At 68.8% G+C, this 14,936-nt stretch carries 14 protein-coding genes; 10 read left to right on the forward strand and 4 right to left on the reverse strand.

Going from position 1 to position 14,936, the window contains the following annotated elements; genetic code table 11:
- Positions 1 to 136: 136 nt before the first annotated feature.
- Genes D5S18_RS29285 through D5S18_RS29295 form a run of 3 tightly spaced genes read left to right on the forward strand, consistent with a single transcriptional unit; the run spans position 137 to position 2,725 of the window.
- Complete coding sequence (locus tag D5S18_RS29285) at positions 137 to 460, forward strand: hypothetical protein (RefSeq protein WP_120044336.1); 324 nt, start codon at positions 137 to 139, stop codon at positions 458 to 460.
- Positions 457 to 1,776, forward strand: a complete 1,320-nt coding sequence (locus D5S18_RS29290) for a hypothetical protein (RefSeq protein ID WP_120044337.1) — start codon at positions 457 to 459, stop codon at positions 1,774 to 1,776. The genes D5S18_RS29285 and D5S18_RS29290 overlap by 4 nt, the downstream gene beginning before the upstream one ends.
- On the forward strand, positions 1,766 to 2,725 hold the full coding sequence (locus tag D5S18_RS29295; RefSeq protein WP_147404258.1) for a DUF8176 domain-containing protein: 960 nt from the start codon (positions 1,766 to 1,768) through the stop codon (positions 2,723 to 2,725). Before D5S18_RS29290 ends, D5S18_RS29295 begins: the two co-directional genes overlap by 11 nt.
- Before the next feature lie 5 nt (positions 2,726 to 2,730).
- On the opposite strand, the gene D5S18_RS29300 is transcribed toward D5S18_RS29295, so the two are convergent.
- Entirely contained in the window at positions 2,731 to 4,083 is a 1,353-nt protein-coding gene (locus D5S18_RS29300) for an FtsW/RodA/SpoVE family cell cycle protein (RefSeq protein ID WP_239004071.1), read from the reverse strand.
- Positions 4,084 to 4,271: 188 nt separating this feature from the next.
- On the opposite strand from D5S18_RS29300, the gene D5S18_RS29305 reads away from it, so the two are divergent.
- Both D5S18_RS29305 and D5S18_RS29310 read left to right on the forward strand, forming a co-directional pair.
- Complete coding sequence (locus D5S18_RS29305; protein WP_120044525.1) at positions 4,272 to 5,246, forward strand: cytochrome c oxidase assembly protein; 975 nt, start codon at positions 4,272 to 4,274, stop codon at positions 5,244 to 5,246.
- Positions 5,247 to 5,815: 569 nt separating this feature from the next.
- Positions 5,816 to 7,603 carry a helix-turn-helix transcriptional regulator gene (locus D5S18_RS29310; RefSeq protein ID WP_120044340.1) on the forward strand — a complete coding sequence of 596 codons (1,788 nt, stop codon included), beginning with the start codon at positions 5,816 to 5,818 and terminating at the stop codon, positions 7,601 to 7,603.
- A gap of 206 nt (positions 7,604 to 7,809) precedes the next feature.
- Here D5S18_RS29310 and D5S18_RS35090 read toward each other — a convergent pair whose 3' ends face one another.
- Both D5S18_RS35090 and D5S18_RS34610 read right to left on the reverse strand, forming a co-directional pair.
- On the reverse strand, positions 7,810 to 7,977 hold the full coding sequence (locus D5S18_RS35090; RefSeq protein ID WP_158608019.1) for a hypothetical protein: 168 nt from the start codon (positions 7,975 to 7,977) through the stop codon (positions 7,810 to 7,812).
- 148 nt (positions 7,978 to 8,125) lie between these two features.
- On the reverse strand, positions 8,126 to 9,019 hold the full coding sequence (locus tag D5S18_RS34610) for a hypothetical protein (protein ID WP_147404262.1): 894 nt from the start codon (positions 9,017 to 9,019) through the stop codon (positions 8,126 to 8,128).
- A 1,599-nt stretch (positions 9,020 to 10,618) separates the two neighbouring features.
- Between D5S18_RS34610 and D5S18_RS35095 the strand changes: the two genes are divergently transcribed.
- Together D5S18_RS35095 and D5S18_RS29320 are read left to right on the forward strand one after the other, a co-directional pair.
- The gene (locus D5S18_RS35095; protein WP_158608020.1) at positions 10,619 to 10,765 is read left to right on the forward strand and encodes a hypothetical protein; all 147 of its coding nucleotides are present in this window, start codon (positions 10,619 to 10,621) and stop codon (positions 10,763 to 10,765) included.
- Positions 10,766 to 11,073: 308 nt separating this feature from the next.
- Positions 11,074 to 11,931, forward strand: coding sequence for an NAD(P)H-binding protein (locus D5S18_RS29320; protein WP_120044526.1), 858 nt, complete (start codon positions 11,074 to 11,076; stop codon positions 11,929 to 11,931).
- A gap of 67 nt (positions 11,932 to 11,998) precedes the next feature.
- On the opposite strand, the gene D5S18_RS29325 is transcribed toward D5S18_RS29320, so the two are convergent.
- Positions 11,999 to 12,934 (reverse strand): LysR family transcriptional regulator ArgP, encoded by a 936-nt coding sequence (locus D5S18_RS29325; RefSeq protein WP_120044527.1) that lies wholly within the window; start codon positions 12,932 to 12,934, stop codon positions 11,999 to 12,001.
- A 73-nt stretch (positions 12,935 to 13,007) separates the two neighbouring features.
- Here D5S18_RS29325 and D5S18_RS29330 point away from each other — a divergent pair, with 73 nt between their 5' ends.
- From D5S18_RS29330 to D5S18_RS29335, 3 genes are all read left to right on the forward strand, one after another.
- Positions 13,008 to 13,625, forward strand: a complete 618-nt coding sequence (locus tag D5S18_RS29330) for a LysE/ArgO family amino acid transporter (RefSeq protein WP_120044342.1) — start codon at positions 13,008 to 13,010, stop codon at positions 13,623 to 13,625.
- A 99-nt stretch (positions 13,626 to 13,724) separates the two neighbouring features.
- On the forward strand, positions 13,725 to 13,853 hold the full coding sequence (locus D5S18_RS36210) for a hypothetical protein (protein WP_282434905.1): 129 nt from the start codon (positions 13,725 to 13,727) through the stop codon (positions 13,851 to 13,853).
- Positions 13,854 to 13,980: 127 nt separating this feature from the next.
- A complete protein-coding gene (locus D5S18_RS29335; RefSeq protein WP_120044343.1) occupies positions 13,981 to 14,805 on the forward strand; it encodes an N-acetylmuramoyl-L-alanine amidase in 825 nt (274 codons plus the stop codon).
- Positions 14,806 to 14,936 lie beyond the last annotated feature (131 nt).

Raw genomic sequence — 14,936 nt, forward strand, 5'->3', positions numbered from 1 at the left:
TCTCCCACGTCGGATGCTTGTCGTTTCCCCGTGCGGGCCGAAGTGCCGGATCGGGGTGCGCCCTCCGGCGCGAGAGAGGCTCGGCGTGTCGAATCATGCCGCGACAGCGAAGTATTGGTTTCCGTGAGGGGGAACAGTGGACACGCTGAAGCTCGACCCGGCGGCAATGGCCGCCTACACCAGGATCGCGGACGCGGTGTCGGCGCAGTTGACCTCGGCGGCCGAGGTCGCGGGCGGCGCGGTCGCGCCCGAGCGGCTCGCCGTCGATCTGGGGCTCGTCGGCGCGCAGTTCGCGCAGCGGTTCACCGCCGCGGTCACCGAACATCAGCAGGCGCTGTCCACCGCGGGCCGCCTCGTCGGCGCCTACGGTGACGTGCTGCGCGGCCACACCACCGAAATGGGCGATTCCGATTCCGAGACCGCCGCCGCGCTCGCCCGGACGAAAGAGACACTGGCATGAGGAGATTGGCCACCCTGCGGCGCAGGCCCGCGACCGCGCCCGCCCGCGACTCACGCACCCAGCCCACCGAATCCGGCGGCGATCCCGCCATCGTGGCCGCGCTGATCCAGCCGATGCTGCGCCTGCGCGCCTCGCTGGGCAGCGGTGCGTCCGCACCCGACGAGGGCATCACCAGGGCGCTGTCCACCGCGTCGGCCCGCGCCGCCGATGCCGAGGCCCCGCATCGCGCGGGTCTGCACGCGCTCGAATCCACCTGGGAGTCCAAGGCGGCCGACGCGGCGGTGCCCGCGCTGCGCACCACCCAGACCCAACTCGGTGATATCTCCGATCGCGGCCCGGCCTACCTGTCGGTGCTGTCCGACGCGCAGGGCACCACTTCGCGCGCCGCGCAAAAGGTGGACCAGATCATCGCCGATTTCCGGCGCGATGCCAAACAGATCCTCGGCAATGCCAGTTCCTCCCCGGAGACGGACGCGGTGATCGCGCGGGCCACCCAGGCCCTGCGCGACGCGGTGAGCACGGTGCAGACCGCACGCACCGAGATGGACAGCCACACCCAGCGTTTGGACGCCATGGGTCCGCTCACCGTCACGCAGCCCGCAGGGGTCGCGGGCGGCTACAGCACCCAGTACGTGCCGGGCGCCACTCCCGGTGTGGCCACCGTGCCCGGTGTCGCGGGTGCGGCGCAGGTCGATCCGGTGCAGGCGGCCCAGCTCCAGGTGCAGCAGCAGCTCATCTCGGCGGGCGTGCAGGTGGGCACCGCCGCCATCGATGCCGGGGTGAATATCGGCACCCACCTCATCGACAAGATCGTCGAAATCGGCACGCACGCCATGGATACCGTCGCCACCTCCGCCGACAAGGTGATGGACAAGGCGATCCCGGAACTCATCCATCCCGGATCCACCCAGCAGAACGGCGCGGGCGGCCAGGGTTCCGGAAATTCCGCCAAACTCTTCGATTTCGGTGGCGGCACCGGCGGCGGCACGAGCTCGCCCTCGGCCAATTCGCCGTCCGGTCCGCCCTTCACCGGCGCGCGACCCGAATCCAAACCCGCCGCGCCCGAGGCTCCTTTCCAAGGCGCCCCGCCGCCTCCGGTCATCAAGCCGGAGCCCGCGCCCGCCCCGCGCTCCGGTGGCGCCGAGACCAGAGCCGAACCCGCCCCGAACAATGGCATGCTGGTGCCCCCGGCCGCGTCCGGCGGCGGCGATTCCGAGCACAAGCCGCGCGACGGGCAGCTCGGCGTGACGACGCCCGCCGCGCACGAGACGGTGCCGGTCGCCGTCATCGGCGACTTCGGTGACGATGCCCTCTGATTCTCAGTCGCCGGATCCCCAGCGCGCCAACCCCTTCGATTCCGGCCTGCCCATGCTGCGGCTGCCCGCCAAGCAGCCGCAGAAGCGCAAGCGGCGCGGTATAGGTCGGCGCGCGCCGCACGTGCCGCACACCGCAGCGGATCCGGGCGTGCCCAGTCCGGTCGGCAGTCAGGAGGAGTGGCAGCGCTGGCTGGATTACGCGCCGCAGCGGCCCGCGCCCAAACCGGAGCCGGAGAAGGTCCGCTACCGCGAGCCGCGACCGGAGGCACCGGCCCGCGAGGAGAAGCGGGATCTGGTGCCCGCCATCATCGATCGCACCGGCGGCAATCGCGGACTCGGGCTGCGCCGCGCCCGCCGACCCGAGGTGCAGGCCAGCGGCGCCAATCGGTTGCTGCCCGTGCTCATCGTTCTCGGCGTGACGGTGCTGGTGGTTTCGGTTGTGCTGCTGGCCTTCCGGGCCTCCGGGAAGACGAAGCATCCGCTCGCGCCCCCGCCGCCCGCCGCGTCCGGTGCGGCGCCTTCCAGCGCGCCCACCACGACGACCGAACCGGTGACGGCCGTCGCCACCCCCGGTTGTGTCCAGTCGCGTTCCACAGACGTTGTTTCCGGCACCGATCCGGGGGGCACCACCGATGGTCCCTCGGCCATCCTCGCCTTCGAGCGCGCCTATTACGTGCAGCGCTCGGGTTATGCCGCGCGCGCCGTGGTGGCTCCCGATTCGGCGATCCCCGCCGCCGACCAGATTCAGCGCGGAATCAATCAGCTCGCCAACGGAACCCGCTACTGCGTGCGCATCACCCGCGCACCCAATGGGCCGCCGGAGGAGACGCGCTGGGAGGTGCAGTTAACCCAGCAGGAGCCGGGCGGCGATCCGCAGACCTTCACCCAGTACATCACCACCCGCACCTCCTCGACCCGGACCCTGCTCACCGGCATCGCGGCAGGCTGAAGGCTTCAGCGCCGAATGTGTTCGGTCTGTGCCTCGGCGAGATTGCCGGGCGGGCGCGGTGGCGGCGGCGCGGTGCTGCGGGCATCGTGCGAGATGCGGATCAGCAGCGCCACGATGATGTAGTTGGCCAGCAGCGAGGAGCCGCCGTAGGACATGAACGGCGTGGTCAACCCCGTCAGCGGAATGAGTTTGGTGACGCCACCGACCACCACGAACAGTTGCCAGGCCAGGGTGAAGGCCAGGCCGCCGCCCAGCAGTTTGCCGAAGGCGTCGCGAGTGCTGAGCGCTGCCGAGAAGCCGCGCACCGTGAGCACCAGGAAAAGCGCGATGATCGCCGTCAACCCGATCAGGCCCATCTCCTCGCCGATGGTGGAGATGATGAAATCCGTCTTGGCGAACGGCACGTTCTGCGGATGCCCCGCACCGATTCCGGTGCCCGGCATCCCGCCGGTGGCCAGGCCGAACAACGCCTGCGCGATCTGATAGCCGGTGGTGTCGTAGCTGGCGAACGGGTCCTGCCACACCTGCACCCGCACCCGCACATGCCCGTACAGGTTGTAGGCGATCACCGCGCCGACCGCGAACATACCGACCCCGATGATCAGCCACGACCCGCGCCCGGTCCCGATATAGAGCATGGCCAGCACGGTGCCGAAGATGAGCAGCGAGAAGCCCAGATTCTTCTCGTAGACCAGCACCAGCACCGCGACGAAGGTGACCACCAGCAGCGGGCCGAGGTCGCGCAGTCGCGGCACCGTCATCCACAGCACCCGCTTGCCCGCCGTCGTGAACAGCTCCCGATTGGCGACGAGGAAGGAGGCGACGAAGATCAGCAGCAGCACCTTGGCGAATTCACCGGGCTGAATCGAGAACCCGCTCAGCCGAATCCAACTCTTGCCGCCATTGACCTCGCTGATACTCGACGGCAGCACGGCAGGAAGCAGCAGCAGGACCACCCCGGCCAGTCCGCAGGTGTAGCCGTAGCGGGCGGGCACGGCATGATCGCGAATCAGGATCAGCACCGTCGCGAACAGGCCCACGCCGATCCCGGTCCAGATCAACTGGTGCGCGGCATCCGAGGCGGGCTCCCCGAGCAGCGCGTCCGCGCGATCGAGCCGCTCGATGAGCACCAGACCGAGCCCATTGAGCGCCACCGCGCACGGCAGCAGCACCGGATCGGCGCGGGGCGCCCAGACCCGGACCGCCAGGTGGGCCAGCAGCGCGATCACCGCGAAGACCCCGAGCGAGGAGGCCAGCGGACCCGCGCCGATACTCGCCGTCAACGCCAAACCGGCGAAGGCCGTGATCCCCACCGCGGCCAGACAGAGCAGCAGTTCGGCCCGGCGCGGCCTGGGCATACCGGATCTGTCGGGTACGCGTCCACGAAAGATGCTCTCCGGCCGCATCGTTCACGAGCCTGCCGGGGACTGGTGTGGCCGCGGACACGGCCCTGCGCCGAATATCACCCGTCGACCCTAGCGTGCGAGCATCCGGGCGGCGGGCGGTCCCGACATTCCGGCGGCGCATACTGGCTCGCGTGAGTTGGATCGATACGCCATTGACCGTGGGCGCGGCGCTGGGTTCCTGGCGCTGGGATACCTCGACCGTGCTGGTCACGGCCGCGCTCGGCGCGGGCTACCTGACCGCGTGGTCGGCGGCCCGCAGGCGCGGCACGGCGGTGCCGACCGGTCGGGTCGTCACCTTCCTCGCGGCAGGGCTCGGCGTGTGGCTGCTCACCGGGATCAGCGTCATCGGGGTGTATTCGAACACGCTGTTCTGGATGCGGGCGCTCCAGATGCTGCTGCTGCTCTATGTCGTCCCATTCGGACTGGCCTCCGGAAAACCGGTGACGGTGCTGCGCGACGCGCTCGGACCGGCCGGTCGGTCCCGGCTGGATCGGATACTCGGCAGCGGATTCGCCCGTGCGCTCACCTTTCCCGCCGTCGGCTCGCTGCTCATTCTCGTGACACCGTGGCTGCTGTACCTCTCGCCGTGGCTGCCCGCGCTGCTGCGCGCGGGCTGGGTGGACATCGTGTCCCGATTGCTCATGGTGGTCATCGGCTTCATCTACTTCTACGCGCGTTTGCAGGCCGATCCGGTGCCGCGCCGCTACACCCAGTCGATCTCGCTGCTGATCACGGTGTTCGAATCACTGGCCGACGGTGTGCTCGGACTGGTGCTGTGGCTGGGGCCGCTGCTGGCTTCGGACTACTACGAGCAGGTCGGACGCACCTGGGGGCCGGATCCGCGAATGGATCAGATCATCGGCGCGGGTGTCATCTGGCTGCTCGGCGATGTGCTCGGGTTGCCCTTCCTGCTGGTGCTCATGCGTTCGTTCGCCGCCGACGAGCGACGCAAGGCGCGCACGGTGGACGCGGAACTGGATGCGGCCGAGGCCGAGTCGCGACGCGCCGCCCCGACGACGCGGACCGCCCCGGCCGTCGAGGAGTCGGGGCACTGCGCGACCTCCGGACTCTGGTGGGAGAACGATCCGCAACTGCGGGACCGCTTCCGGCGCTAGCGCCGATTCGAAACCGACCGGGTCGGTTCGATTTTCGCGTCACCGCCGCGTAGAAGGTTCGCTTTGCAGGACTCGTGGGGTTCGGGGCGGCCTTCGGCGACACGGCCGGAGGTTCGACGCGCCGAAGCGCGGTGGCGCGGCGGTGCGCACGATGGTCTTCACACGCCAACCTTCGCCGAGCCGCACCGTCCACCGAAGAGTTTGCGGTGATTGCGAATCGTGCTGTTGCGGTTAGTGTTTCGCATTGCTCCCCTGGTCGGGGCGGCATCGACGCCGCGGCCGGGGGATCGAATAGGGGGGTAGTAGGGGTGCTCGATGTGTCAATGGCGCACCGATCGAATGCGCGGTTCGCCCTCCGCCCGGTAGTGTGGACGCACCCGGCGGCCGCCCGAACCTGTTGCGCACCGGCTGGATTCAGCGGGCATCGAGGCCCGTGCTGCGACGATGCCGCGCTCCCCGCACCCATGCTCTCCCTTCGGGGGTGGCTCGTACCCAGTCGGCGCACCCGATCGATGAAGGGACCGAGCATGTTGCAGCACAACGTAATTCCCCCGAAACGAGCCATAGTGATGGATTTGGCGCGCGGGGAGCAAACCGCCTCCGCGGAGCGCGTCGTCCTGCCCGACGACGCGATGTTCTCCACCGAGGGCGTCTTCGGACCCGACGCACTCGAGCCCGCGCGCTCGCCCGCCGCGGCGGCGCTGCTCGCCGACGCCGCCGCCGCGGCGGCCCACGACGAGGTGGACCGCGCGGTGGAACTGCTGGAACGCGCCTTCCGCGCCAGCGGACGAGCGGGCGGACGGGCCGCGATCTCCACCCGACTGGTCTCGCTCGAGTGGCGGACCAACCCCTCCACCCGCACCAGGAACTTCGCCAGACTCAAGACCGCCCTGTACGCCGGTCGAATCCCGAATGACGAACTGCCGTCGGTGATTCCGCACCTGCTGTGGCACGGCTTCGACGACGATGCCGAGCAGGCGCTCGACCAGTTGGAGCGCGGCCCGGCCTGCGTCACCGACGCCACCGGGTTCGACGGCGACCGATCCGACAGTATCGATCGGCTCGAATTCCTTTGTCAATGGCTGAAATACACGCATCCGGTCCATGCGGAGCGACACGATCGGATGTGCGCGCTGCCGGTCCGCGCGGGCAGCGGTTCGGTGCATCGGGAGTCCGCGGGCATGCTGGCCGAGTTGTTCAGCGGCGGCGCACCGGACCGGTCGGCCGCATTGGCGCAGCGCGTGCTCACCGGCCACCGACTCACCGAGGCCACGGTGGAACCGCTTGTCGCGGCGATCTATTGCCTCGGCTACGGCGGCAGGCTCGATCGCGCGGAGGCGTGGTGCGAGGCACTGGCGGCGCAGGCACAGGCCAGGCGCGCGCCGACCTGGCGGGCCATCTTCACCGGTCTGCGCGCGGAGATCCTGGTGCGCAAGGGTGATCCGGTGGCCGCGGCCCGCTACGCGACGCTGGCGCTGAATCAGGTCCCCGCCGAACATCTCGGCGTCTGGATCGGCACGCCGGTGGCCGCGCTGGTCCGGGCACAAACCCTGCTCGGCAAGTATTCCGAAGCCGAGGCGCAGTTGCGCAGGCCGGTGCCGCGCGCCATGTTCGACTCCCGCTTCGCGCTGCCGTATCTGCGGGCGCGCGGACAACACAGTCTCGCGGTGGGTCGGGTCTCCGAGGCGCTGCGCGCCTTCCGGCGCTGCGGACAGCTGATGCGGCGCTGGCACATGGACTTTCCGTGGCTGGTGCCCTGGCGCAACGATCTGGCCGCCGCCTATCTCAGCGCCGGGAATCCCACCCAGGTGCGCACCTTCGCGACATTGCATCTCAAGCAGCTCGGCACCGCCGAGGACCACCCCAGCGGCGGTGTCTCGCTGCGCCTGCTCGCCGCGACCGCGGACCGCTGCCGTCGCATCGCGCTGCTGCGCCGCGCCGCCGCCATCGCCCGCACCGGCGGCAGCGATCACGAATTGGCCACCGTCCTCGGCGAACTGGGGCGCGCGCACCGCGCCATCGGCGATCACGAGAAGGCGTGGGCGCTGCTGCGCGAGGCCACCGCCCTGGCCGAAACCTGCGGCGCCGCCACCCTGCTGCGCGACCTGGGCGGTGAGCCGGACCGACCGCCCGCGCGTCCGCCCGCGCACGCGGTCGACACGCTCACCCCGGCCGAACGCCGGGTAGCCGAACTGGCCGCGGTGGGCAGGCGCAACCGGGAGATCGCCGCCACCCTGGCTATCACCCCCAGCACGGTCGAACAGCACCTCACGCGCGTCTATCGAAAGCTGGCCGTATCGCGCCGCAGTGAACTTCCCTTCGCATTGCCGCAGAGCGCCGAGCGGGGCGCCCACTGACGGGCGCTCGGTGCCGACGCCAGGGTGCGCGCGCCGGAAGCGGGTGTGGTCAGGCGGGTTTCGGTGCGCGGTCGAGCAAGGTGCGCAGGAACTGATCGGGGTGGGTCCACAGGATCGCGCCGCCGATATCGGGGACGAGGTGGTGTTCCGCGTTCGGGATGCGTTGGGCGAGGCCGATTCCGAGGTCGGGGGAGTGAGTCGTATCTTCACGCGCCGTACCAGAGGTCCACTGGGATTTCGATGGCGCTCAGGTCGATCGACCAGCGGCCCATGGCCAGGGCATCGACCACTCCGGCCTGTGCGCAGGCCAGTGCGAAAGGCGCGCCCTGGAATTGGCGACCATCAGAGGTGCGTCGACACTCCTTTGCGCGCACAGCGTCGCCATATCGTTCGCGAAATCCTTGAAGGTGCGGCCCGCGTGCGGTGTCGAGACGCCCAGGCCGGGGCGGTGACGTACGTGGTCATCGAGCCATTGTGTACGTTGCCGTACCCGACGGTGCGCTGGGGATCGGTACGGTTCGTTCAGAGCGCGAAGCGCGAATCGTCGGCCAAGTTGTCATCCGATAGCGGCCCGTAGTTCTGCGACGCATCCGTCCGCCGCAGCCCACTGAGCCGGTCGAGGTAGGAATCCCGCTGCGCGCCCAGCAGATCCGCACGGAAGCGGTCGGGATCCTGCGCGTACATATCCAGGCCGATCCGCGACCACAGCGCGGTCGGCGGCACCGCGCCGCGACCCGCCGGAATGAACTTCACCACCTCATCGATCGCCGCCGCCGCGCACGTCAACCACACCACCCCCTGCGCCGGATCCGCCGCATCCTCGCCTGCGGCCTCGGCGTACTCATCCGAAACCCACAGCCACCCACCCGCATCGATCAACTCCGACGCCCGCTCCGCCCCGAACCTCGGATCGTCATCGGGAATCTCGCCCGCCGCAGGCACCAGAAAAACGAACTCCCGGTCCTCGCCGCAATATTCACAGCAGCCGCTGTGGTGCCGCGCGAGCCTGCCATCCGAGCGCGCCACCACCACTTCGGTTCGCTCGAAACGCGTCTCGCCGCAGTCGCAGGCCGTCATATCCATGAAGACCCTGGCTTCGCGGCTCGAGCGAGCCACCGGAAGTTCCTCGTCCTCTTCGGGAGAGATCTGTTCCGGTTCCGGACTGAATGTCGCGGAGATGAATCGGGAGTAGGCGGGTGTGTCGGCGGAGTTCCCCTGGTGGAAGGTGTCCCAATCGGGAAGGGGCGTCGATAGTTCGGCTTCGTTCGGGTCTATCGGGTATCTCGATTCGGGCAGGATCGGCGGTCCGAAGTCGGCCCAACCCGACCCATTCGACCGGTCTGCTGTCCGGTGCTCCGCCGAGGGTGTTGTCGTCTCGGAGAACTCGGCCGGAACGGGTGCTTCCGATTCCGGCAACTTCTGAGCCGATTCCTGTGCCGCCCACGTCGATCCGTCCCTTCGCGCATCGGCTTGCGGACGGATGGGTTCTGTCGAGGTCGGCACCAGAGGTGCCTGAGTCGGATTGAAGGCCGCGAAGTTCGGTTCCGGTGCGGCCCACGCCGCTTCGGGCGCCGCCGATTCGGCCGAGTGGAATGCGGCCCAAGAGTTGCTCCGTCCATGGGCTGCCCGGTCTATGGGTGGCGGCGTTCCCGACTCCGGTGCCCATCCCGGACCCAATGCGGGTGGGGGCGATTCTCTCTCGGATCCAGTGGATTTCGGCTCGAGATCCGCCGCGATTGCGTCCCGGACCGGCGGGATCACCTCGTGCGCCGGTTCCTTCGATCGGAATGCGGTCCAATCCTGTCCGAATGCGGCCGAGTCGACGGACGGCAGGTGCGATCCCGGTGCGACTGTCGATTCGACCGGCCGACTCGGGTTTGGAGTGGGTGCGGTCGGCTCTACCTCTGGGCCGGCGGGTTTCGGCTGGGTCCAACTCGTCTCCGGCTCAGTCGGCTGCTGGGTCGCCCAGATCGGCGCGAGTGCCGCCCAAGTGGACTCCGGGGGCATCGATGCCGTGTTGGTGGTCTGCTGCGGGGTAGCCCAATGTCGTTCCGACGCGGGCGGGATGTAAGCGGAATCGGTTGGCGACGGCTGGTCCAGGGGATGTGGATCCAGCGCTGAATCTGTCGGCTCCGGCTGCGTTGTTCCCTGGCGTCGCGACGCGGCCGGGTTGTGGGCGGAACCAGTTGGAGAGGACTGGTTCCATGGTTGTGGAATCGGCGATGGATTGGCTGGTTCGCGCTCTGCGGCACCCGGCCGGCGCGGCCTGCCGGCGGAGTCGATTGGTCTGCCGGCGGAGTCGATTGATGAGGGCTGGTGCCAGGGTTGGGGATTCAGCGGTGAATTGGTCGCGTCCGGTTGCGCGGCTGTTGGCCATGGCGCGGCTGGGTTGCGAGCCGAATCTATTGCGGAAGCCTGTTGCCAGGGTTGGGCATTCGGCGATCGATAGGTCGGGTCTGGCTGCGGGGAAGTCGGCCATGGCGCGGCGGGGTTGCCGGTGGCGTCGGTTTGCGAGGACTGATGCCAGATTTGCGTATTCAGCGATGAATCGGTCGGGTTCGGGTCGGTGGTGTGCTGCGGAACGAGCCCAGAGATGGTGGCACCCTGCCCCGTCATCGACGAATCATGGGCATCGGCAAGGGGATCAGCGCCCGGCTGGGTGCGGGTGACATTGGGGTTGGTCGAGTTGGGGGCGGCCTGCAAGCGTGCGGATTCGGCATGGGTGGTGGGTTGTGCGCGTGCCGGTTCGGTGAAGGTGTGTGCGTTTGCCGATTCGCTGCCGATCGAGGGGGTGGCGCGGTGGTGTGCGAGCGCGGACTCGGGGGCGGGATCGGTTGTGAGCGTGTCGGGGCGAGTGCGACGCGCTACTACGTTCAAGCCGACGGCGGCGGCGGCGGAGGCGGCGCGGTCGCCCCACCAGGTGACCTCGGTGCCTGCGATGCGCATCCCCGCGGGGACGTCGATGCTGAAGGCCCAGCCGAATTCGCCGTGCCGCCAAAGCTTCAGCGACATGGAGTGGATATTGCGTTCCGGGCTGCCGAGATCCGGGACCGCTCTGGAGCCGAGCGTGCCGTCGGCGGGGTCGGTGATCTGGCCGAGGCCGTGCAGGCCGAGACGTTGGCGCAGCTCATCCAATCCGGGTTGATCCAATTGTCCGGATAGGGTCAGCAGGAGGCGGCGTTCCACCGTCATCGTCGTATCTCCGAGCTCGCGCACGCCAACCAGCATTACCATTCCGGCCGGTCGGCGCGAGTTGAGCATAGCCGCGAATGCGAAGTCGCAGAGTCCGATTCGGTCGCGGCGACCGTGGGTGTCCGGTACGCGAAAGTACTCCAGGGGCATTCGGGTCGGTTCGAGATTCGGCTGGTGTGCGTGGGCGTTGCGTGGCGGGGTGCCCGCGCCGCCCGCTTCTCGAGCCCTGTTCGGTGGCGCTTGACCTGAACATTTATTCAGGTTCTAGCGTGGCGGCCATGTCTACAGCGAACCAAGTCAAACGCACCATCCTGGTGACCGGTGCGACCGGCAATATCGGCGGCCAACTCGTCATCCGGTTGGCCGATACGCCGAATATTCGGGTCCGTGCCGTCACTCGCCGTCCTGACGCGGCGATCGTGCCGCCGAATATCGGCACGATCGCCGGGGATCTGAGCCGTCCGGAAACTCTGGCTTCCGCCATGGCGGGCGTCGACGCGATGTTCCTGGTATCACGGGTCGGTCCGGACGCCGACCTGCTCGACCTGGCCCGCCGCTCGGGGATCCGGCACGTCGTGTTGGTCTCCTCGATCACCGTGCAAACCCACCCACACCTCGGACCCGCACAGGAGAACGCCGCTGTTGAAAGCCTCTTGCGCGAGAGCGGTATGGATTGGACCATCCTGCGCCCAACCCAATTCGCCTCCAACGCGATGCTGTGGGCGGAGGAGATTCGCGGAGCGGGCGTTCATCTCCCCTTCCCGGACATCGGGGTGCCCACCATTGATCCCGCCGATATCGCCGCCGTCGCGCACGCGGCGCTGACCGAGCCCGGACATCGCGGACAGATCTACCCGCTCACCGGACCGGCGGCGATCACCGCCCGCGACCAGGTCTCGACCATTGCCGAGGCCATCGGCCGCACCATCCCGATCATCGAGATCACCCGAGCCGAGGCGCGGGCCGGGATGCTCCAATTCCTGCCGCCCGAGGCCGCCGACGCGATACTCGAGGTGACCGGTGGCGACGTGAACGCGGAACTGAGCGCGGTGCGCGACACTGTCGCCCGCATCACCGGCACGAAACCGAGAACCTTCGGTCAGTGGGTCGATCGAAACCTCGCCGCGTTCACCTGAACTGGGCTGCTGCGGTCACCCCCCCTGAGCTCGTAGTGCTGATAGCGATGGCGGCGTGGTGAGCGCGTCATTCGGTGGGTGATCTCCGGGCGGGCGGCGGCAGCGCCGCGGCGGCCGCGGCCGCGATGGCTTCGGCCGCCGCGTTCAGCGCGGGAGAGTCCAGCCGCCACTGTTGCCAGTACAGCGGCACATCGATGTGCGCGTCGCCATCGATGGCGACGAATCCGGGATCGCCCGCGACCTGGATATCCGGGAGCATGCCCCACCCGAGTCCGAGTCGCACCGCGCTCGCGAAGCCGGCCGAGGACGGTACGTAGTGGCACGGTGGATCCGCCGGATGTCGTGTGCGCCTGCGCAGATGGCGGTTCTGTAGTACGTCGCTGCGATCGAACTGGACGACGGGCGCGACGGCGAACGCCTTGGTGGCGGGTCGGTCGGCGAACCAGGTGGCGGCGAATTCGGGGCTCGCCATCGGTCGATAGCGCATGACGCCGAGCCGCGTCACCCGGCAGCCGGGAACTGGCGCGGCGGTCGCGGTGATGGCCGCCATGACCGTGCCGTCGCGCAGGAGTTCGGTGGTCCGCGTCTCGTCCTCGCGGTAAAGGTCGAAGCAGTTGCGGTCGGGGACGGCGGCCAGCGCGGGCAGCACCCAGGTATCGAGCGAATCCGCGTTGACCGCGATCGGCAGCCGCACGGGCGTCGGTGTGTGCGACTCGTGCGGCGTCACCGTGCCTGCCCCGGTGTAGTCGCCGCCGAGTTCGCGCGCGGCGTCGGCGGTGAGCAGGTCGAGTTGACGGGCCAAGCGCAGCAGGGCGCGTCCGGATTCGGTGGCGCGCACCGGTTTGGTGCGCTGCACCAGGACGCGGCCCGTCGCCGATTCCAATGCCTTGATGCGCTGGCTGATGGCGGACGGTGTGATGCGCAGCCGTCGTGCGGCGGCCTCGAAGGTGCCCTCGGTGAGCGCCGCATTGAGCGCGCCGAGTTGGTCGAAGCGCAGGTCCATGTGAAGCAACTCTAATGATGGGTAAGAATCTTTAGTTTGTCTGCCGATTACCTACGCCCCTAGCCTCGGTGCGATGGAGTTATCGGCGGTGCTCGCGGCCGCGTCGGGTCTCGGCTTCGGATTCGCGCTGATCGTGGCGATCGGCGCGCAGAACGCCTTCGTGCTGCGGCAGGGTTTGCGCGGGGAGCACGTTTTCGCGGTGGTCGCGGTGTGCGCGATCTCGGATATCGTGCTGATCCTCGTAGGTATCAGTGGTCTCGGCGCCGCGTTGGCCGCCGCACCCGCTCTGATCACTGCCATTCGATACGCCGGAGCGGCCTTCCTGTTCTGCTATGGACTGCTGGCGGCGCGGCGGGCGCTGAGCAGCGCGACTCTGGTCGCCGAACCCGGCAGCACCGTCGCCCTCGGCGCGACCGTGGCCACCGCACTGGCGCTGACCTGGCTCAATCCGCACGTCTACCTCGATACCGTGCTGCTGCTCGGATCTTTCGCCAATACCTATGCGGGTGCGGATCGCTGGTTCCTCGGCCTCGGCGCCATGGCCTCGAGTGTGCTGTGGTTCACCGGTCTCGGCTTCGGGGCGCGGCGGCTCGGGCCGCTGTTCGCCCGCCCGATGGCCTGGCGGATTCTGGACATTCTCATCGCGGTGACCATGGTGGCGTTGGCATTCGGATTGGTGTTCGCGCAATGAGGTTCGCGTGTCGCATGATTCGGCGCTGGTAGCCGCAACTATGCTCGCGGGCGTGAAATCGCAGTGGGAGAAGCAATTTTCGGCGCGGGGGGAGCAGCGGTGAAACGTTGGATCGGTGTAGTGGGGTGGATAGCGCTGCTGCCTGCGCTCGGTTGGGCGATACGCAGGCGCGCGGCAACCGAACTCGACCCGAGTGCTCTCGGCGTCGAACTGCTGCTCGGGCGTTAGCGGCTTCGATCCGACGCCGCCCGCGGTGCCGAACCCGACCGCCACGACAACGCCCACACTCTCGCGCACGGTGACTCCGACCAAGTGCCGCGATGAAATGTGCCGTCCGGTATGGCACGGTGGAACGATGGGACATCCGGGATGGCGGTTCGGTGCGGCGCTCGCGGGCTGCGCGCTGCTGCTCGGCGGATGTGCGGAAGACTCGTCGCGGGCCGGCGTGTCGTCCGCGACCGTGCCGTCGAACAATGGCACGGTCCTGCCACAGGTCGGGCCGGTGAATGGCAACCCGACCGCCAAGACGATCGCCGATGGCCGAGTCATTGTCCTGGATCCGGGACACAATGGCGGCAATGGCGGATCGGCGGCGATCAACCGGCAGGTGCCCGACGGTCGCGGAAGAACCAAGGCGTGCAATACCACCGGGACCTCGGCCGGGGACGGCTATTCCGAGCACGCTTTCAACTGGGCGCTCGCGGTCCAGGTCAGGGATCTGCTCACCGCGCGCGGCCTGCGCGTGGTGCTGACCCGCGCCGATGACTCGGGTATCGGCCCGTGCGTCGATGAGCGCGCCGCCATCGCGAATGCCGCTGTCGCGGCCGCCGTGGTGTCGATCCACGCCGATGGTGCGGACACGGCGGGCGCGCACGGCTTCCATGTCGCCTATTCCGCGCCGCCGCTCAACCAATCCCAAGGCGAACCGTCCACCAGATTGGCGAGCACACTGCGTGACACGCTGTCCGGTGCCGGATTCGTACCGTCCACCTATGTCGGTGCGGGCGGACTGAATCCGCGCGCGGACTTGGCGGGGCTGAATCTGTCCGAGCGGCCCACGGCGCTGATCGAATGCGGCAATATGCGCGATTCCGGCGATGCCGCGCTGCTCGAATCACCGGAGGGGCGTACCCGTCTCGCGACCGCTATCGCGGCGGGAATCACCGCCTACCTCGCTTGACCTCGCGCGCCGAATATCGGTAATCCCTTCCCACTCACGGCTATAGCGGTGCTATAGCCGGTGCCATAGTTCGTGGTGCTCGTTGATCGGTAACGGCCCCATCGAATTCCGTGACAACCGGTGGCGGAGTG

It is taken from the genome of Nocardia panacis, assembly GCF_003598715.1.
Lineage (GTDB): Bacteria > Actinomycetota > Actinomycetes > Mycobacteriales > Mycobacteriaceae > Nocardia > Nocardia panacis.

What these genes read in the sequence shown, in the direction of transcription:
- D5S18_RS29290 (WP_120044337.1), top strand. Translation starts at nt 457, where the DNA reads ATGAGGAGATTGGCCACCCTGCGGCGCAGGCCCGCGACCGCGCCCGCC.
- D5S18_RS29295 (WP_147404258.1), top strand. Translation starts at nt 1,766, where the DNA reads ATGCCCTCTGATTCTCAGTCGCCGGATCCCCAGCGCGCCAACCCCTTC.
- D5S18_RS29300 (WP_239004071.1), bottom strand. Translation starts at nt 4,083, where the DNA reads ATGCCCAGGCCGCGCCGGGCCGAACTGCTGCTCTGTCTGGCCGCGGTG.
- D5S18_RS29310 (WP_120044340.1), top strand. Translation starts at nt 5,816, where the DNA reads ATGGATTTGGCGCGCGGGGAGCAAACCGCCTCCGCGGAGCGCGTCGTC.
- D5S18_RS29320 (WP_120044526.1), top strand. Translation starts at nt 11,074, where the DNA reads ATGTCTACAGCGAACCAAGTCAAACGCACCATCCTGGTGACCGGTGCG.
- D5S18_RS29325 (WP_120044527.1), bottom strand. Translation starts at nt 12,934, where the DNA reads ATGGACCTGCGCTTCGACCAACTCGGCGCGCTCAATGCGGCGCTCACC.
- D5S18_RS29330 (WP_120044342.1), top strand. Translation starts at nt 13,008, where the DNA reads ATGGAGTTATCGGCGGTGCTCGCGGCCGCGTCGGGTCTCGGCTTCGGA.
- D5S18_RS29335 (WP_120044343.1), top strand. Translation starts at nt 13,981, where the DNA reads ATGGGACATCCGGGATGGCGGTTCGGTGCGGCGCTCGCGGGCTGCGCG.